General features: G+C 65.5%; 11 protein-coding genes. 6 read left to right on the top strand and 5 right to left on the bottom strand.

What is annotated here, in order from left to right; translation table 11 throughout:
* Positions 1–5: 5 nt before the first annotated feature.
* Positions 6–515: a transcription/translation regulatory transformer protein RfaH gene (rfaH, locus tag HND55_12185; protein QKK04098.1), complete on the bottom strand. Its 510-nt coding sequence runs from the start codon at positions 513–515 to the stop codon at positions 6–8.
* Positions 516–811: 296 nt separating this feature from the next.
* On the opposite strand from rfaH, the gene HND55_12180 reads away from it, so the two are divergent.
* From HND55_12180 to HND55_12165, 4 genes are all read left to right on the top strand, one after another.
* Positions 812–1,558, top strand: coding sequence for an electron transfer flavoprotein subunit beta/FixA family protein (locus tag HND55_12180; protein QKK03348.1), 747 nt, complete (start codon positions 812–814; stop codon positions 1,556–1,558).
* The gene (locus HND55_12175) at positions 1,558–2,502 is read left to right on the top strand and encodes an electron transfer flavoprotein subunit alpha/FixB family protein (GenBank protein QKK03347.1); all 945 of its coding nucleotides are present in this window, start codon (positions 1,558–1,560) and stop codon (positions 2,500–2,502) included. The genes HND55_12180 and HND55_12175 overlap by 1 nt, the downstream gene beginning before the upstream one ends.
* A 105-nt stretch (positions 2,503–2,607) precedes the next feature.
* The gene (locus HND55_12170) at positions 2,608–5,676 is read left to right on the top strand and encodes a diguanylate cyclase (protein ID QKK03346.1); all 3,069 of its coding nucleotides are present in this window, start codon (positions 2,608–2,610) and stop codon (positions 5,674–5,676) included.
* A gap of 138 nt (positions 5,677–5,814) precedes the next feature.
* A complete protein-coding gene (locus HND55_12165) occupies positions 5,815–5,994 on the top strand; it encodes a hypothetical protein (GenBank protein QKK03345.1) in 180 nt (59 codons plus the stop codon).
* Between the two features lie 24 nt (positions 5,995–6,018).
* Here HND55_12165 and HND55_12160 read toward each other — a convergent pair whose 3' ends face one another.
* Together HND55_12160 and HND55_12155 are read right to left on the bottom strand one after the other, a co-directional pair.
* The gene (locus HND55_12160) at positions 6,019–9,633 is read right to left on the bottom strand and encodes a 5-oxoprolinase (GenBank protein ID QKK03344.1); all 3,615 of its coding nucleotides are present in this window, start codon (positions 9,631–9,633) and stop codon (positions 6,019–6,021) included.
* 247 nt (positions 9,634–9,880) lie between these two features.
* Positions 9,881–10,453, bottom strand: coding sequence for an ABC transporter permease (locus HND55_12155; protein QKK03343.1), 573 nt, complete (start codon positions 10,451–10,453; stop codon positions 9,881–9,883).
* Positions 10,454–10,609: 156 nt separating this feature from the next.
* Here HND55_12155 and HND55_12150 point away from each other — a divergent pair, with 156 nt between their 5' ends.
* Entirely contained in the window at positions 10,610–13,615 is a 3,006-nt protein-coding gene (locus HND55_12150) for a DEAD/DEAH box helicase (protein ID QKK03342.1), read from the top strand.
* Positions 13,616–13,716: 101 nt separating this feature from the next.
* Positions 13,717–15,417 carry a DUF3300 domain-containing protein gene (locus HND55_12145; protein ID QKK03341.1) on the top strand — a complete coding sequence of 567 codons (1,701 nt, stop codon included), beginning with the start codon at positions 13,717–13,719 and terminating at the stop codon, positions 15,415–15,417.
* A 7-nt stretch (positions 15,418–15,424) separates the two neighbouring features.
* Here the strand turns inward: HND55_12145 and HND55_12140 are convergent, their stop codons facing one another.
* Positions 15,425–16,399, bottom strand: a complete 975-nt coding sequence (locus HND55_12140; protein QKK03340.1) for a hypothetical protein — start codon at positions 16,397–16,399, stop codon at positions 15,425–15,427.
* Positions 16,400–16,502: 103 nt separating this feature from the next.
* Positions 16,503–19,649, bottom strand: a complete 3,147-nt coding sequence (locus HND55_12135; GenBank protein ID QKK03339.1) for an error-prone DNA polymerase — start codon at positions 19,647–19,649, stop codon at positions 16,503–16,505.
* Positions 19,650–19,746: the final 97 nt, after the last annotated feature.

Raw genomic sequence — 19,746 nt, 5'->3', positions numbered from 1 at the left:
GACCGTCAGACGACTTTTCGCACGCAGTCTCGGGGCACTTCGATCTCCTTTTCCCGATTGAGCAGACTCATCAGCACGATGACCCGCTCCTTGCCGCTGCTGGCACGAAAAACAGCTCTCATCCCGGCCAGCGCGCCGTCAGTGATCTCGACGGGATCATCAGGCTTCATCTCCTGGACGCCGGTGATGTCGACAGCCCCGGCGGTGGCGTGTTTATCCCGGAGTGCTGCCACGAAATCATTGGGCACAACGGGAAACTGGTCGCCGAAACGCACCAGTCCGATGACGCCACGGGTCGAGCGAATGGTGCTCCAGTCGTCTTCGAACGCGGCCAGTGAAACAAACAGATAGCGCGGAAACATCGGCTCGACGCGCACGCTTGAATGCCCGTGCCGGCGCCATCGGGTGCGCACGCGCGGCAGAAAAACCTCGAATCCCTGGTTTTCCAGATGCGCCTCGGCGCGACGCTCTTCCCGCGCCTTGCAGTACACCGCTCTCCACGCAGACTGTGCCATGTCCTCCTCGATATAGCCGCATCTCCGATTCATGAATTCTAACGCATTGCCTGTTGCCGCCGGCAGTCAAGGCGTCAATCGGCGCCGATTGCCTGAAGCGTACGCGGAATCCCGTGATCAGCACGCAGTATATTGTTCAGGAAAGGGATTTCTCGATGACGCGCAGCGGCCGGCAGCACGGCCAAGGGGGACAAATCTGCGGGCGGCCAGGCGACAAGTGAGGGTGCGCGCAATTCCATGGGATGTTCGGGCTAGAATAGTACGCTCAACGGCACATCTGTTTCAGGACAATGGCGATGAAGATTCTGGTCACCCTCAAGCGGGTGGTGGACTACAACGTGCGCGTTCGCGTGAAGTCCGACGGCTCGGGCGTCGAAACCGAGGGCGTGAAGATGTCGATCAACCCATTCGATGAGATCGCGCTTGAAGAGGCGCTGCGCATCAAGGAGGCCGGAAATGCCGAGGAAGTCATCGTCGCCTCGATCGGGCCGGACGAAGTGCAGCAGCAACTTCGCACCGGACTGGCGATGGGCGCAGACCGCGCCATCCAGGTATCGAGCAATCAGGCTGTTTCGCCGTTGACGGCAGCGCGTGCGTTTCTGAAACTGGTTGAACGCGAACAACCCGGTATCGTCTTTCTGGGCAAGCAGGCCATCGACGATGACAACAACCAGACCGGTCAGATGCTGGCCGCGCTCTGGGACCGGCCGCAGGCGACCTTCGTCTCGAAAGTCGAGCTGGCCGACGGCAAGGCTGCGGTCGCGCGCGAGGTGGATGCCGGGCTGGAGTGGATTGAAGTCGACCTGCCGGCGGTCATGACCTCCGACCTACGTCTCAACGAGCCGCGCTTCGTGAAGCTGCCGGAGATCATGAAGGCCAAGCGGAAGCCGCTCGATACGTTCTCGCTTGATGAACTCGGCGTCGAGCGTGTGGCCGATATCGAAAGCACTCGCTTCGAGCCGCCGCCGCAGCGCGGTGGCGGCAAGAAGGTCGAGAACGTCGACGAGCTGGTGGCTGAACTCAAGAACAAGGGACTGTTGTAATGTCGAGAATCCTGATCATTGCCGAGCATGACGGAGAGACCCTCAACGCAGCCACCGCCAAGACGGTCACGGGCGCCCGGGGTTTCGGCATCGACAGCATCGATGTGGCGGTCTTTGCCAAAGACCCCGACGCGGTAGCCGGACAGACCGCCCGGCTCGAGGGCGTGACCCGGGTGCTGGCGATTGCCGATGCGGACTTTGAGCGGCCGCTGGCCGCACGCCTGGCGCCGGAAATCAAGGCCCTGGCCGGCGACTACACGCACCTGCTGGCGCCGTCGACCACCTTCGGCAAGGACCTGTTGCCGCGGGCCGCGGCGCTGATCGGGGTCAACCAGGTTTCCGATATCCAGGAGGTGATCGACGAGCGTACCTTCAAGCGTCCGATCTATGCCGGGAACGCCATTGTTACGGTCCGGGTGAACGGTGACGGCCCGGTGGTCGCGACCATTCGTACCGCCTCCTTTGCCGCCGCCGGCGAGGGCGGGTCGGCCGATATCGTTTCGCGTCAGTCACAGACCGGCAATCCGGGCCATACCCGGTTTCTGAAGCTTGAGGGCGGTGACGGCGAGGGCCCGGATCTGGCCAGCGCCCCGATCGTGGTCTCTGGCGGGCGCGCGATGGGGTCGAGCGAGGGCTTCGAGATCATCTACTCGCTGGCCAAAACGCTGGGCGCGGCCGTGGGTGCCTCGCGTGCCGCGGTCGATGCCGGCTATGTACCCAACGAGTTGCAGGTCGGTCAGACCGGCAAGATCATCGCTCCGGACCTGTACTTTGCGATTGGCATCTCCGGCGCCATCCAGCATCTGACCGGCATCAAGGATGCCGGCACCATCGTGGCCATCAACAAGGATCCGGAAGCGCCGATCTTCGAGGTCGCCGATCTGGGTCTGGTCGGTGACCTGTTCGAGATCGTTCCGGCGCTGGAAAACGCGCTGTCTGACTGAAAACGATGACAGTCGGCCGGTTGGCTGCTGCACAAAGCTGGGGTATGGTTATACCGGAGGGTTGATCGGGGGAGTGCGGCTTTGCCGGATACCGGAGGTCGGTGCTTGTCGATCTGGATTCGAATAGTCGTTGTGGTCATTGGCCTGGCGCCGATGCCGCAATGGCTGGGTGGCGCGACCGTGCAGGCCCTGACGCCGGACAAGGCCTTTCACCAGTACGTGAAAGATGTCTGGAGTATCGAGGAAGGACTGGCCCAGATTACCGTAGCAGCGCTCGCCCAGGGTCCTGATGGCTATATCTGGGCCGCCACACAGGCAGGCGTGGCCCGGTTTGACGGGGTCCGCTTCACGACGTTCAACCCGGGCAATACGCCAGCGCTGCCGGGCATGCTCGTGCAGGCATTGTTTTTTGATCGCCAGCAGCGTCTCTGGATCGGCACCTACAAAGGCGTGGCGCTCTTTGATGGCGCCGGGTTTCAGCGCATCGAGCGGAAATCCGGAGAGACAATTGACGTATTCGGTTTTGCCGAGGACCATGTCGGACAGCTGTTCGTAGCATCCGATGCCGGTCTGCTGAGGTTTGACGGCGAACAGCTCGTTCGGCGGTCGGATGATCCGCAAGCCAGCCTCAGGTCGGTGTTCAATGATGGTCAACGGCTGTTGGCGGGCGGTTACGGCGAGGTCTATGAGCAGCGCGCCGGGCAATGGCAGCGCCAGCCTCTGTCAGAGTCACTGTCATCGGCGCTGGTGACCGGGTTTTTCCGCTACGACGGCCGCGTGCTGGCGACCAGCACGCGTGGACTGCTGACGCTCGAGCAGGGCAAGTGGTCGCGCTTCGAGCTGTCGGGAATGAACAACGATCGCGTGATCGAAGCGGCCTATGTCGACCGTGACGACAACCTGTGGCTGGCCACCGTTGCCAACTTCTACCGCGTGCGTGACGGCCGGATCGTGGAGGTTGTTTCCGATCGGGCGCCCTTTGCGCACAAGAACGTTTTGGCGATGCTCGAAGACCATGAAGGCAACCTGTGGCTGGGCTCGCGCTGGGATGGCCTGGCCCGTCTGTGGAATGGATGGGTGTTTCGCTATGATCGTCCGGAAGGGCTGCATAGCAGCCTGGTCTGGTCGGTCGCGCGCGATGATCAGGGCAACATCTGGACGGGCACCATGGACGGCCTGGCGGTGTTCAGGAACGGGCGGTTTGAACAGCTGACACGAGGCCGCGATCAGCCACACCCCCATGCCTATACGCTGCTGCCCGAACCGGAGCGCGTATGGGTCGGCACCCGAACCGGGCTGTTTGTCTGGAATCGCCTTGAGCGGCGCATGGAGCAATGGCCGGAATTCGCAGCCCTGGCCGGGTCACAGATCAACGGCATCCTGCATCGCCGAGACGGCAGCTACTGGCTGGCAACGACCAGCGGTGTCTGGCGCTTGCACGACGGCACGCTCGAGGCGGTGCCGGCCATCGATGAGGAACGCTGGAACGACGCCCGTGTGCTGCTCGAGGGGCGTGACGGTGTGCTGTATGTAGGCAGCCGCCGCGGCGTTTATCGACACGTCTCTGATGAAGGGCTGCGCCGCGTGCCCGGCGCGGCTGAAGGTCAGGACGTGACCGCATTGCTCGAGCTCGAGGACGGCAGGCTCGTTATTGGCACCATGGACGAGCGCCTTTGGATCGGGCGCCCCGGCGACTGGCAGGAGTTCGGTACCGAGCACGGGCTGCCGGTCAATAGCGCGTTTGCGCTGTTCGCTGACCGAGGCACTCTGTGGGTTGCCGGCATCCGCGGGATTTACGAGCTGTCACTGGACGCCGTTGATCAATGGCTCGACGGGTCGATTGGCCATCTGCCGGCGCGCATGGTGCTCAATGAACGCGGAGACGTGCCGGGCGCGCAGAAGGGTTACTGCTGCAACGGTGCCGGCAACGCCAAGGGTTTCATGCACCGCGGTGAAATGTGGTTGCCAACCCGCGGTGGTGTTGTTCATCTGGTGCCGGATCGTATCGAGCGTAATCCCCATCCGCCGGAAATCCGGATCGATCGCGCTCGCGTTGCCGGTCGCTGGCAAAACCTGTCACCCGGACAAACACTGCAGCTCGATGCCCGGCAACGTGATCTCGCCTTCCAGTTCGCCGTGCTCAGTTTTCAGGATCCCGTCAGCATACTGGCCGAGTTTCGCCTGCTCGGCTACAGCAATCAGTGGCAAAGGCTCGATCAGCCGATGCAGCGCCAGATTGTCTACACCAACCTCCCCGGCGGCGATTATCGCCTGCAGGTTCGAGCCAGCAACAACGCCGGTGTCTGGTCGGACGGAGCCGCTGAGCTCGGTTTCCGCATCGAACCCCTGCTGTGGGAGACTCGCGCGTTCCAGTTCGGTCTGCTTCTGGCGTTGTTGCTTTTGATCTGGCTGGGATTCAACTGGCGCCTGGGCAAACTGCAGCGCCAGCGTCAGCGGCTTGAGCAGACCGTAACCGAACGCACCGAGGCCCTGCGACAGGCCAACGACAGTCTGCGCGACTACAGCCGGCGACTCGAGACCGCCAGCATGACCGATGCGGACACCGGCTTGTTCAATCGTCGCTATCTGTCGGCGCAATTGCCTTCGGATCTATCGCATTTTCACCGGCAGCTGTCGAGTGACGGCGCGGAAGACCGGTCGATCGTTTTCATGATGCTGACCGTCGATCAGGCCGATGCCAACAACGCGTCATCGCAAGCTGCAGCCTGTGAGGACACCCTTCGACAGTGTGTCGCCTTGATCCGCGAACAGGTGCGCAATGCTGACTACCTGGTGCGCTGGAGCGAGAACACCCTGCTGCTGGTTCTGCGTCCGACACCTGCAAGGGAGTCGACGCGTATCGCAAGTCGGCTGCTGACGGCCATCCGCACCAGCGAATTGATCGCCGCGCGCGGAATGGCATCGACACCGACCGCTTCGCTCGGACTGGTGGAATATCCGGTCTTTCGCGATCATCCTGCAGCACTGGACTGGGAGCAGGCGGTGATGCTGGCCGGCAAGGCACTCGACCATGCCCGCCGCCAGGGTGGCGATCGGTGGTGCCGGTTGCGCCCGACGTCGCTGATCGAACCGGCCACGCTGATCGATCGTCTCGGCGAGGCTGCAGATGTGCTGCAGTCCGCTCGTCAAGTCACGCTGGAGACCGGATCCTGACTCGCGCGCGCCTGTATCTGCTGGCTGCCGTGTCGGCCATTATCGTCCTTGGGCTGGCCGCCTCGGTTTTCGTCTACAACGCTGCTCAGCGGGTGGGCCAGCGCAACCAGGATCTGCCCCAGCGATCAGTGGTTGACCTTGGCGAACTGGCCGGACTCTGAGACCCTGCTCGGCGAGGCCAACGCTGCCTTACAGTCCACCCACCTTGAGCGCCTGGGCTGCCCGATGGCGCAGGTTTACCACTACGCCCGGCCGATGCCTCGGGGCGAGTTCGAGCAATGGGTTCGCGATCGGCATCCGTCCGGCGGCGAGCGTTGACGCGCGTTTTCGCGCCTGCCCGCTTCAGTCATCACCACCGAATCCGCCGCCGCCCGGGGTGCGAATCACGAAAAGGTCGTCAGCTTTCATGTCGGCGTGGTCGCTGCCGGTCAGCTGGTCTGTGCTGCCGTCGCCGCGCTCGATCCAGGCCTCACCCGTGACTCCGTCGCCACCGCCTTCGATGCCGGACGGGGCGATCACGCGTGAGTTGGCCAGCACCGCCACGGTCATCGGCTCGAGGAAGCGGATACGGCGCTCCGCGCCGTGGCCGCCGCGCCATTTGCCCTTGCCGCCGGAGTTGTCGCGCAAGCCGAATGATTGCAGCCGCACGGGAAAGCGCGTCTCGAGGATTTCCGGATCGGTCAGTCGCGAGTTGGTCATATGCACGTGCACTGCGTCGGCACCGTCGAAGCCGTCACCGGCCCCGGCGCCGCCGCACAGGGTCTCGTAGTGCTGGTAGCGTTCGTTGCCAAAGGTCACGTTGTTCATGGTGCCCTGGCTGTTGGCAAGCACGCCCATGGCCGCGAACAGGGCGTCGGCGACGACCTGGCTGGTTTCGACATTGCCGGCGACCACTGCTGCCGGGTGGACCGGGGCAAGCAGGCTGCCCTCGGGAATGACCAGGTCGATCGGCTCGAGGCAGCCGTCGTTGAGCGGTATGTCGTCGGCGACCAGGGTGCGGAGCACGTAAAGCACGGCGGCGCGAGTCACGGCACGCGGGGCGTTGAAGTTGTCGGCGGTCTGCTCGCTGGTGCCGGTGAAGTCGATCCTGGCTCGACGTGACCCGCGATCCACGCTCACGCGCACTTCGATGCGCGCGCCGTTGTCCATGTCCTTGCGCCAGTGCCCGTCGTCGAGCCGGTCGATGACGCGCCGGACCTGTTCGGCGGCATTGTCCTGGACGTGGCCCATGTAGGCGCGCACCACCCCGAGGCCGAACTGTCCGACCATGGATCCGAGCTCTCGAATGCCGCGGTTGTTGGCGGCGAGCTGGGCGCGCAGGTCGCTGAAGTTCTGGTCGATGTTGCGCGCGGGGTGTTCGGCGCCGGTCAGGCGCTCGCGCAGCGCGTCTTCGCGGATGCGCCCGCCGGCCATGATTTTCATCGGCGATATCAGGACGCCTTCCTGGTCGATGTGGCTGCTGTGCGGCGGCATGGAGCCGGGCGTGATGCCGCCGATATCGGCGTGATGGGCGCGGCTGGCGGTGTAGAATAGAAGCCTGCCGTCGTCGTCGAAGCAGGGGCTGACCACGGTGAGATCGGGCAGGTGAGTGCCGCCGCGATAGGGGTCGTTGAGCAGCCAGGCATCGCCCGGCGCCATGTCGTCGCCGAAGGTCTCGATGACGGCGCGCACGCTCTCGCCCATCGAGCCCAGGTGCACGGGCACGTGCGGGGCGTTGGCCACCAGTGCGCCGTCGGCATCGAACAGCGCGCAGGAGAAGTCCAGGCGCTCCTTGATGTTGGCCGACCAGGCGGTTTGCTGCAGGGTCGCGCCCATGTGCTCGGCGATGCTCATGAACAGGTTGTTGAAGACTTCCAGCAGCACCGGATCGGCACGGGTGCCGGGATCGATCGTGGTTTGTGCCTGCCCGGCCCGGCTGACGATGAGATGACCGCGGCGGTTGAGTTCGGCCGCCCAGTCCGGCTCGACGACGACCGTGGAGTTGGCCTCGATGACGATGGCCGGGCCGTCGATGCGCTGGCCCGGCAGGAGCTGATCGCGCTCGAAAACCGGCGTGTCGGGGCGTGGTTTCCCGGCCATAAAGGTCTCGACCCGGGCCATCGGTTGGGGCGATGAATCATCGCCGTCGGCGAGTTCGGGTTCGTCGCCGAGCGCCTGGCTGCGACCGATGGCCTCGACCACGCCGGCCTCGACGGTCAGTTCGCGATCGTCCATGGTGAAGCCGAACTGCTGCTTGTGCGCCCGGTTGAAGGCTTCGGCCATGGTTGCGGCGGCGTCGAAGTCGACCAGCAGGGTGGTGTCGGTGCCGGCATAGCGCACCTGGCAGCGCCGCCGGATGGCCACGGCCTCGTCATCAATCCCCTGCTCGGTCAATTCACGCAGCGCGTCGGCGCCGGCTTGTTCGAACGACTGCTTCAGCGGGTCGATCAGTCCCTCGGCGAGCCGCTTGTTGACGCTGAACTCGCGCATGGCGGTGATATCGGCCAGTCCCATGCCATAGGCCGACAGCACCCCGGCGTGGGGGTGAATGAGCACGCGCTCGATGCCGAGCTCGTCGGCCACCCGGCAGGCGTGCTGGCCGCCGGCGCCTCCGAAGCAGTTGAGCGCGTAGCGCGTGACATCGTGGCCGCGACGCACCGACACCTTCTTGATGGCGTTGGCCATGTTGGCCACGGCGATTTTGAGAAAGCCTTCAGCGACCTCGACCGGCCGGCGCTCGTCGCCGGTGGCCTGGTGAATCTCACGGCACAGTTGGTCGAACTTTTCGCGCACCACGTCGGCATCGAGCGGCTCGTTGGCTTCGGGTCCGAACACGCGCGGGAAGAAGTCGGGCTGGAGCTTGCCGAGCATGACGTTGCAGTCAGTCACCGTCAGCGGCCCGCCGCGGCGGTAGCTGGCCGGGCCGGGGTCGGCGCCGGCCGAATCCGGGCCGACGCGGTAGCGCGAGCCGTCGAAGTGCAGCTTCGAGCCGCCACCTGCGGCCACGGTGTGGATTTCGAGCATGGGCACGCGCAGGCGCACGCCGGCGATGACGGTCTCGAAGCTGCGCTCGAGTTCGCCGGCATAGTGCGAGACATCGGTCGAGGTCCCGCCCATGTCGAAGCCGATGACGCGCTCGAAGCCGGCCAGCGTGGCCGTGCGCGCGCAGCCGACGATGCCGCCGGCCGGGCCCGACAGGATGGCGTCCTTGCCGGCGAATCTGGTCGCCTCGGTCAGTCCGCCGTCGGACTTCATGAACTGGAGCCGCACCTCGCCGAGCTCGCCGGCCACCCGGTCGGCGTAGCGCTTGAGCACCGGCGACAGGTAGGCGTCGACCACCGTGGTGTCGCCGCGGCCGATGAATCGGATCAGCGGGCTCGCCTCGTGCGACAGGCTGATCTGGCCGAAGCCGAGCTCGCGGGCGATCGCGCCGACGCGCGCTTCGTGCTGCGTGTAGCGGTAGCCGTGGACGAAGACCACGGCAAGCGCCTTGATGCCCGTCTGGCGCAGTGCATGGAGTTTCCGGCGGACCGAATCGTCGTCGGGTTCGACGATCACGCTGCCGTCGGCATCGATTCGCTCGTCGATCTCGACGACGCAGTCGTAGAGCTGCTCGGGGCGGCGAATGTCAAGCGCGAAGATCTCCGGACGCGTTTGGTGGCCGATAAACAGCGCGTCGCGAAATCCACGTGTGGTGATCAGGGCGGTGGGCTCGCCCTTGCGCTCGAGCAGCGCGTTGGTGGCCACGGTAGTGCCCATGCGCACGTGCTCGATGCACGCATCCGGCATCGGCTCGCCGTCGTCGAGCTTGAGCATGCGGCGGATGCCCTCGATGGCCGCGTCCTCGTACTGCTCGGGGCTGTCGGAGAGCAGCTTGGCCGAGCGCATTTCACCGTCGGGCGCGCGCGCGACGATGTCGGTGAACGTGCCGCCGCGGTCGATCCAGAACTGCCACTGCCCACGGGTTGTGGCGGTCATTGCGGGCTTCCTCCAAGGCTGCGGCCTTCCAAGATAACAAACCGGAGAGCGGGTCGGGCTGCATCCGGCTGACCGACCGCGGGACGGCTTATTGCCGCGACTCGCCGGCGCCAGTCACCCACGGTGCGTCCACCGACCGCAACGCACTGATCGTCCCTGCAGCCCGCGGAAATACTGCTCTCCGGGCTTTCATCTCCGAAAAGGTATGCAACGTTGGGGTTTACTGGTTGACCAGGTGTCTGCGGACTCAGGACTTGAGCTTGTATCCGGTCTTGACCATCCGGCCGATCAGCGTCAGGCACACGGCGATGAACACCATCAGGGCAGTCAGACTGATCCAGATGCTGACATCGCCGGCGCCGAAGAAGCAGTCGCGGAAACCGGAGACGATGTCAATGATCGGATTGAACGGCGTGACTGTCTGCCAGGTTGCTGGCAGCATGTCGATCGAGTAGAACACGCCTCCGGGAAAAGTCAGCGGGGTGACCACCAGCATCGGAATAAACTGCAGCGCCTCGAAGCCTTCGGCCCAGATGCCGATGATAAAGCCGGCCAGGCTGAAGGCGAAGGCGACCAGTAGCAGAAGGCCGACCGCTTGGCAAGTCCGCCGATAGTCGCCGACGATGTCGTGTCCGCCCACGAGCACGGTGTCGGCGGTCGGGGTGACGATGCCGCAGATGATGTTGATCAGGGTCGTCTTGCCGGCGCCGTTGGGGCCGAGCAAGGCAAACAGCTCACCAACCCGCGCTTCGAGATTAACTGCCTCAAGCGCGACCAGGCCGTCGCCGTAGGACTTTCCGAGCTGGCGAATCGAGAGCATGAAACGTGCCTGGCGCCATTCTGGGACGCGCTGATTATACGCGTCGCGGTAGCCTGGATTGACCGCTGATCGAGCTTCAAGGGAACCGGCACCATGCCGATGTCGACCGCTGCGGATTCTCATGTTTTGAGAACGGCCTGTGAAACGCTGACTTGGATGAGCGCCTCTCCGATCCGCATGACGCTGGACCGCTGGTTTGCCGAGACGATCGGCACGCCGACCTCGATACAGGTCGCGGCCTGGCCGGTGCTGCGAACAGGTCGCGACGCCATGCTGGTCGCAGCGACCGGTCAGGGCAAGAGCCTGGCGGCCTGGCGGCCCCTCGTCGAGCGCCTGGTCCACTACCAGCCGCGCTGCCGTGGCGTCAGGGGACTGCATATCGCTCCACTCAAGGCACTGGCGCGTGACATGACCCGGAATCTCGCGCCCCTGCTCGAAGCGGCGGTGCCGAGCGCTGGCCGTCTGCTGAATATCGCCCTGCGCTGCGGCGATACCACGCGAGGAGAGCGCGAGCGACAGCGGCGCGATCCGCCCGATATCCTGTCGACGACACCGGAATCACTCTACGTGCTGCTTGGCAGTCGCGCCGGCCGGGAGATGCTGGCCCCGGTCGAGGGCGTGGTCGTCGACGAGCTGCATGCCTTGGTCGGAAGCAAGCGCGGCGCGCATCTCACGCTGTCGCTGTCGCGCCTGGATGCCCTGACTGGACGGCCCGCGCAGCGAATCGGGCTGTCGGCCACGGCCTGCCCTGACGATGAGCTGGCTGCGTATCTGACCGGCGGGCGCCCGGCGGCAGTGATCGCGCCGGACAAGCCCGGCAGCGTGTGTCTCGAACTCGAGCTCGGCGGACCGGCGTTGGGGCCGTATCCGACCGCCTGCCTGTGGGAGTGGATCCATGAGCGGATTGCCGAACTGGCGCAGGCTCGGGGTTCACTGCTGGTCTTCTGCCAGACCCGTGCGCGGGTCGAGCGCACCGCTGCGGCTCTGGATGAGCGCCTGGCCGCTGCGGGGCTGGTCGGGCAGGTCGGGGTGCATCACGGCAGTCTTGATGCGGGCCACCGCGAGACGGTCGAAGGGCGGTTCAAGGCCGGCCAGCTCAGGGTCCTGGTCAGCAGCGCGTCACTGGAGCTCGGACTGGATCTCGGGCGGGTTGATCGGGTCTGCCAGATTGGCGTGCCGGGCTCGGTCAACCTGGTCCGTCAGCGCGCCGGACGCAGCGGTCACCGACCGGGGCGACGGCCCTGCATGCACCTGTTTCCGTTGACGCTCAACCAGCTCGTCGAGACCCGGGCTCTGGCCGATCTGCTCGAAGACAGGCAGGTTGAAACGGTTCCCATGCCGAACGCGCCGCTGGATGTTCTGGCTCAGCACCTGGTGGCGATGATCGCATCCGGAACCGATCGCGTGTCCTCACTGCACCCGGTGGTCCGGGCGGCCTGGCCGTATCGTGGTCTGCCCGGGCGGATGCTGGACCAGTTGCTGGGCATCCTGGCTGCGCGACTGGACTGGATGCCGGAACCCCAGCACAAACCACTGATCCGGCGCCGGTCCGATGGCGGCTGGGCGGCGGAATCGGGCGCCGCGCGGCTGGCCCTGGTCAACGCCGGCACCATTCCCGAGTACTTCGAGTACGCGGTCGTTCGCGCCGACAGCGGCGATCGCGTCGGTCGTCTCGACGAAGAGCTGTGCTTCGAGTCGGTCCCGGGCCAGGTCATTCAGCTCGGGTACCGGCCGTGGCGGATCCTGCGCATCGAGACCGGCCGCGTCGTTGTCGAGCCGGCCGATCAGGAACCGGCCGGGCTGCCGTTCTGGCTGGGGGAAGGGCAGGGGCGCACGCCCGAGGTGGCATTGGCCATGCAGACCTTGCCCGGGTGTCCACGAAAGCTGCACCCGCAGGCGCGCCAGATGCTGGCCGAGTCGCATGCGCTGCTCGGGGCGCTGCCGTCGCCTGACCGGCTGATCATCGAGCGGGTCATCGACCCGGGCGGCGACGGGCACGTCATGCTGCATACATTTGCCGGTGCGCGCATCAATCGCGCCTGGGGGCTGGCGCTTAGAAAGCGCTTCTGCCGGCAGTTCAACTTCGAGCTGCAGGCCGCAGCCACCGACGACGGCGTCCTGATCTCGCTGGGTGTGACCAGCCGTTTCGAGCTGGCCGAAGTGGCCGGCTTCGTGCGTTCGCATCACGTTGTCGATGTGCTGACCCAGGCGCTGCTGGATACGCCGCTGTTCGTCACGCGCTTTCGCTGGTGCGCCAACAATGCACTGGTGCTGCTCCGGCACGATCTGGATGGTCCGCTACCGGCGCAGCGCCAGCGCAATCAGGCCGAGAACCTGATCGCCTGCGTGTTTCCCGATCAGCTGGCCTGCCTGGAGAATCTCTCGGGGCCCCGACAGGTGCCTGATCATCCGCTGGTGCAGCAGGCACTGGCCGACTGTCTCAACGACTACATGGATGTGACGGGCCTGCAGCATCTGCTGAGACGCATCGAGACCGGCGATCTGCGTATCCACGCCGTTGATACGCCGCGGCCTTCGCCCCTGGCCGAAGCGCTGATTCATGCCCCCGGCGGCAGCTACCTCGATGAGGCCGACGCCGAACTGCGCCGGACGCGCAGCTTCGAGCGTCCGGCCTCTAGCGCCACCATCGGTTGGTCCGTCGCGGGCGGTTCGCCGACGGCCCGCGATCAATCCGTATTGCCACCGCCCGATGCCTGCAGGCTGGCCGTTCGGCAGCCCTCGTGCACAGCGCTGGAGGCCTTGCTGGTTGAAGCTGGCTATCTGACTTGTCGCGAGGGTGAATCGGGTGTCGGGCTGCGCAGCCCGGTGCCCGGTGGTGGCTGGACACACTGGTTTTCGCGCCTGCTGCGTGAAGGACGTGCGGTAACGGTGACCAGCCGCCTCAACGCGCAGCGGTTATGGGTGGCGAGCCGACGACTGGACTGGCTCCGGACGCTGGACCCTGGGCTGCGGCCATGTCCGGCCCCGACAAACCTGCCCGGTGACCCGATTCCTGTCAGGCATGCTGATATTCGCGCCTGGTTGCTCGCCGGCCGCAGTCAGATCGACGGCGATCAGGCGACCGAAAGCATGGCCGCGGGTCTCTGCCCGCCGCCCGAAACAGGTGTCCGCGATTCGCGCCGGCGGCAGTATTCGGGTTGATCATCTGACGCTGTCGGCGCCCGGTCATTCAGCCTGACTTCAGGCAGATTGCGGTACAAAGGTCGCGCCAGGCCCCGTTGGGGCCGCAAGGAGACCACATCATGAACATGTACCGCGCCGTAATAATCGCCGTTTTGCTGGTTGCAGGCCTGGCCGTTTCCAACCGGGCAACAGCCGAAGAGCCGCTGTTCACCCAGGCCGAGCTCGACCAGATGCTGGCACCGGTTGCGCTCTATCCCGACTCGGTGCTGTCGCACGTGCTGATTGCCGCCACTTACCCCCTGGAAGTGGTGCAGGCAGCGCGCTGGCTTCGGGAACGCCCCGGGCTGCGAGGTGAAGAAGCCGTCCGTGCGGCCGCGCACATGGGCTGGGACGCCAGCGTTCAGGCGCTGACTGCGTTTCCCGAATTGCTGGCGCGGATGGATGCCGACCTGGACTGGACTCAGCGTCTGGGCGATGCGTTTCTCTACCAGGAACAACAGGTGGCAGACAGCGTGCAGTACCTGCGTTCCCAGGCCTATGCCCAGGGGCATCTGCGCTCTAATGACTACGTGCGGGTGGTGCGCGAGACGCGCTACATCTATATCGAGCCGGCGCAGACCCGTGTGGTCTACGTGCCGTACTATGACCCGCGCGTGGTCTACACACACTGGCGCTGGGCCGCCTATCCGCCGGTTTGGTGGCACCGCCCCTCTGACTACGTGGTAAGGTTTGGCTTCTATTGGGGGAGCGGTCACCTGGTGGCCACCAGCTTCTTCCATCGCGCCTTTCACTGGCCGCGTCGGCAGGTGGTCGTGCACCACCATCACCACCATTACGATCACAGCGCCCGCACCATCCACTCCGGCCGTCAGCTGGTCCATGCTGCCGAGGTGACGCGTTGGCGTCATGATCCGCAGCATCGGCGCGGCGTGCAGTATCGCGCCGAGGTCCACACGCAGCGGCTGGTCAGCCGTGACCAGGGCGTGGGCCGCGGCAGCAGGGCGTCGATCCGGCACGCCGCTGGCGGTGACAGCCAGGTGCGCGCTACGACTCGCAATCGTGCATCGGCTGCAGCCAGCCGCGCGTCGGCGACTCGCATCCGAAGCGCTGCTGCATCGGCCTCGGCGCGTCAGCGAAGCAACGAAAGGAGTTCGGCACGCAGCTATACCTCGTCGACGACTGCCCGGCGGTCGTCGCAGACGGGCCGGGCCGTGCGGGGCGACAATCGACCGTCCCCGGCCGTAAGTCGCCAGCAGTCGTCTCGGTCGCGGCATTCAACGGACTCGGCCGACCGCAGCACGTCAACCAGGCGCGGAAGCCGGCAGCCGTACACTTCGGCGCGTTCGGCGCCAAGGGATGGTCTCGATCGCTCGATCGGTGAGCGACAGGGAGCGGCCTCGCGCGGCGGTTCGAGTCGCGCTGCCGTGCGACCGGGAAACGGCACGGTTGGCCGGACGCCCGGCCAACGAGCCCCGTCCCGATCCGTTGAGCGTATCAGCGCCCCGGTTGGCGCAAGGCCCGATTCCGGGCCGGTGCGGCGAAGCGCTCCACGCGGCAGGTCGTCCGGTCCGGCAACCCGTGTCCGTGAGCGCGTTGCGCCGCGGTCGGGTTCCGGGCACCGGGCGACCGCCAGCCGGCGCTCGTCAACCAGCCCGGCTCGCGCAGCTGCAGCGCCAAGGCAGGCACAATCGGCACCGGCGACGAACAGGCGGTCATCACCGGAGCGGTCGTCCTCGCGGTCGATCGGTCGGGTCGGTGCAGGATCGGCGAACGCCAGTGCGCGATCCGCACGCGGCTCGAACGAGCGACGGCGGCGCTGATCGACGGCTATGAACAGTCTGCGCCGTCGGCCAGTGTCAGGCGGCTCACCGAGACGCTGCCCTCGCCGTGGGTCGGCGAGCTGTAGCTGAACTGACCGCTGCTGCAGTCGTTGAAGCGCACGGTCAGCGTGCCCCATTGTTCGAATTCGCCAACCGGTGGAGGCATCAGAAATCCGACGCCGTCGCCGATGCCCGGATGGATCAACATATCGAGGGTGACCTCGGTTGCTCCGTATTCGAAGGCGGCAATTCCGATCATCCAGATCTGCCGATCCTCGCCGAAGTCGTACCAGTAGACGATCAATAGCGGGCCGTCGCCGCTGGACGCGTCGTTGGCAATTTCGACATTGAAGCCAACTCCCGGATTGGCGCTGTCGAACCAGGACGCCGTGTGCAGCGGCATCAGCGGAAACCCTTCGCCGTCAATCTCGACCGCGCGGCGGATCGCCGGCGGACTGACCGGAGCATCGCTGAAGGTGCCGTTGCTCAGGCTCTTGACGCCGGTGCGCAGCTGCTCGATGGCGGTGACGGTGTTCGAGCCCGACACGACGTGGCCGAAGACGGTGAAGTCCCCGTCGAGGAAATCGTTGACTGCGGTGTTGATGTAGAACTGGGCCTGGGCCGAGTTGACGTTGCCGCCAGCCAGCGCCATGGCAATGGCGCCGGGCTCGTTGAGCAGACCGTTCCCGGCTTCGCTCAGGATGGCCGGGTGGGTGGGTGCGCGATGCACGAATTCGCGGTCGAAGCCCCCGCCCTGGATGACGAAGTCCTCGATCGTGCGGTGAAAGACCAGGCCATCGTAGAAGCCTTCGTTGACGTAGGTCAGGAAGTTGCCCGTGGTATTTGGTGCCAGGGTCGCGTCCAGCTCCAGGATGATCGGGCCGAGGTCGGTATCGAGCCAGACGCGCGGGTTCTGGGCGCTGACGCTGCTGGCGGCAATGGCAAAGCTCAATAGCAGTGCAGAACGGAGTGCTCTTGTCATGACGTATTGCAGGTCCTGTGAAGGCAGACGCTGCAATCTAACCGCTTTTCCGTGTGTCTGTCGAGTGGTGCCCTGATGTCCCGGTTCGGGGCCACCGTCGTGATCAGCAAAAATCCCGCGATGCCGGGGCAAGGTTCGGCAATCGGTGATCCTCGCAGGCAATCTGCCGGGCGATCAGATGCTGCGTGTGCCGGGCGTTTTGCAGCCGGCCCACGACGCGCAGAATGCGCCCCGCAAGCACTTCTCGGCGATAGCGCTCGGCCAGCTTTGGCCACACGATGACGTTGATGATGCCGGTCTCGTCTTCCAGCGACAAAAAAATGACGCCCGAGGCGGTTCCGGGTCTCTGGCGATGGGTCACCAGACCGGCCGCCTCGATACGACTGCCGTCGCGAATGGCCGGCAAATCACGGGCCAGGCGCAGGTGCCGGCCGAGCTGCGGTCTGAGCAGGGCCATCGGGTGATGGTTCAGGCTCAGCCCGAGGCTGATGTAGTCGTCGGTCAATTCCTGCCGAGGCTGCGGCAGGCGCAGTTGCGGCCGAGACTCCGCGATTGCCGCCCCGGCCAGCAGATCGCCCTGTACACGTGCGCCCAGTGCCGCCCAGCGTGCCTGATGGCGGTGGCCGGCCAGCCCCCTGAATGCGCCGGCATCGGCCAGGGCACGCACCTGACCGCGGTCGATGCCGGCACGTTCGACCAGATCATCGACGTCGCGAAAGACGCGTTCGGACCGAGCCGTGACGATGCGTTCAGCGGTCTCGACTTTCAGTCCCTTGACCAGCCGCAGGCCCAGGCGAACGGCCGGACAGGGCATTGGTTTGTCGGGTGATGAACGGGCTGAAGTTCCAGCCTCGTTGGGTGAGGCCTCCAGTGCGCAGTCCCATTGGCTGCAGCGGATGTCGACAGGGCGCACTGCAACACCGTGGCGGCGGACATCGTTGACGATCTGTGCCGGGGCATAAAAGCCCATCGGCTGGCTGTTGAGCAGCGCGCAGGCGAAAGCGGCCGGGTGATGGCACTTCAGCCAGGCCGAAAAATAGGTCAGCAGGGCGAAGCTGGCCGCGTGTGACTCGGGAAATCCATAATCACCGAAGCCGCAGATCTGGCGGTAGAGCCGTTCGGCGAACTCGCGCGTGTAGCCGCGTTCGAGCATGCCGTCGATAAGCCGGTCGCGAAACGGCTCCAGTCCGCCCCGGCGTTTCCAGGCGGCCATGGCCCGCCGGAGCTGGTCGGCCTGGCCGGGGCTGAAGCCGGCGGCGACGATGGCGATCTGCATGACCTGTTCCTGGAAGATGGGAACGCCCAGCGTGCGTCGGAGTACCGACTCCAGTTCCGGTCCCGGATAGGTGACCTGCTCAGGATGAGCGCGGCGTTCCAGATAGGGATGGACCATGTCACCCTGAATCGGACCGGGCCGAACGATGGCGACCTCGATGACCAGATCATAGAAGCAGCGCGGCCTGAGCCGCGGCAGCATGGCCATCTGCGCGCGCGATTCGACCTGGAAGACGCCGACGGCATCGCCGCGACAGAGCATGTCGTAAGTCTCGGGGTCTTCCCGGGGGATTGTGGCGAGGGTCAGGGCCGGGGCCGCTTGCGTGACGGACGCGGCCTGGTGATGCCGGTTTACCAACGCCATGGTCTTGCGGATGACCGTCAACATGCCGAGCGCCAGACAGTCGACCTTGAGCAGACCGAGAGTCTCGAGGTCATCCTTGTCCCACTGGATGATGCTTCGTCCGGCCATGGCGGCATTTTCAACCGGCACCAGATGATGCAGGGGCTGGTCGGCGATGACCATGCCGCCGACGTGCTGCGACAGATGGCGCGGCAAACCGACCAGTTCGCGGGCCAGCGTCATGAGCTGCCGCGTGACGGGCGCTTCAGGGTTGAGTCCGCAGTCCTGAAGATGTCGGGGCCAGTCGGCAGGCGTATCCCACCAGGCCAGGGAGCGCGTCAGGCGATTGAGTCTGGCCGGATCCAGTCCGAGCGCGCGCCCGACGTCTTTCAGCGCGCTCTTCGGCCGATAGCGGATGACGGTAGCGGCCAGCGCAGCGCGTTCGCGCCCGTACTTTTCATACACGTACTGCAGCACTTCCTCACGCCGCTCATGCTCGAAATCCACGTCGATGTCCGGCGGCTCATCGCGCTCTTTCGAAATGAAGCGCTCGAACAACAGCTGCTGCCTGGCTGGGTCGACCTCGGTAATGCCCAGGCAGTAGCACACCGCCGAGTTGGCCGCCGAGCCGCGCCCCTGGCACAGGATGCCGCGTGAGCGGGCAAAGCGGACCAGATCGTGTACGGTCAGGAAGAAGGCCTCGACACCCATCTCCCCGATCAGCTTCAGTTCCCGTGCCACCAGAGCACGAACCGCATCGGGCACACGCTCACCGTAGCGGCTGCGCATCCCGGCCAGGGTCAGCTGGCGCAGATGCCGGGCCGGGCTGAGCGGTGGCGGCACCAGTTCCTCGGGATAACGGTAATCGAGCTGATCGAGCGAAAACTCGCAGCGCTCTGCAATATGCAGGGTCTCGGCCAGCCATCCGGACGGATACAGCTTTTCCAGACTGGTGATCGGCCGCAGATGACGTTCGCCATTGGCGGCCAGGGCCAGGCCGCATTCGGCCACCGGGCGACCCTGTTCCAGGGCGGTCAGCACATCGAGCAGCCGCTGGCGCGATCGATCCGGCATGCGGATATCGCCGCAGGCCAGGCAGGGCAGCGCGTGGCTGCGTCCAAGACGCATGAGGCGATCGAACCAGTCCCGTTCGCCGGGTACCAGCAGACGGGTGGCGCCGATCCAGAGGCGGTCCCCGAACAGGCCTTTCAGATGGCTGGCGCATTGGCGTGCTGCCTTGTCTGTTTGCCGGAAGTGCGGTTTCCAGATGACGCAAACCTCATCAAGCGCGTCTTCCAGGTCTTCGGGCAGCACCCGGTACTGTCCCTTGGGCGCGCGCCGGCGGGCGCGGGTGATCAGGCGGCAGATCTGACCATAGGCGCTGCGGGTGGGTGCCAGCAGCACCAGGTGGGGGCCATGGTCGACCTGAATTTCGGTGCCGATGATCAGGTGCAGACCGCTTTCCCGCGCGGTTTCATGGGCACGAACCACGCCGCCCACTGAGCAGGTATCGGTCAGGGCTAGGGCCCGGTAACCGAGTCGGGCAGCGCGTGTCACCAGCTCGTCGGGACGCGCTGCGGCGCGTCGGAAGCTGAAGGCTGACAGGGCATGCAGTTCGGCGTAGGCAACCATGGATTGATTATATAAATTTACAGTTACTCGGGGGTGCTGCCTGCCGGTGCGTACTTTATGGCGCTCTATAAGTTACAAGATGAGTGACGGGGTACAC

Source organism: Pseudomonadota bacterium (assembly GCA_013285445.1).
In the GTDB taxonomy this organism is placed as follows: Bacteria; Pseudomonadota; Gammaproteobacteria; order Xanthomonadales; family Wenzhouxiangellaceae; genus Wenzhouxiangella.
The sequence above is the reverse complement of the archived record's forward strand: the minus strand, read 5'-3'. Positions and strand labels throughout refer to the sequence as shown.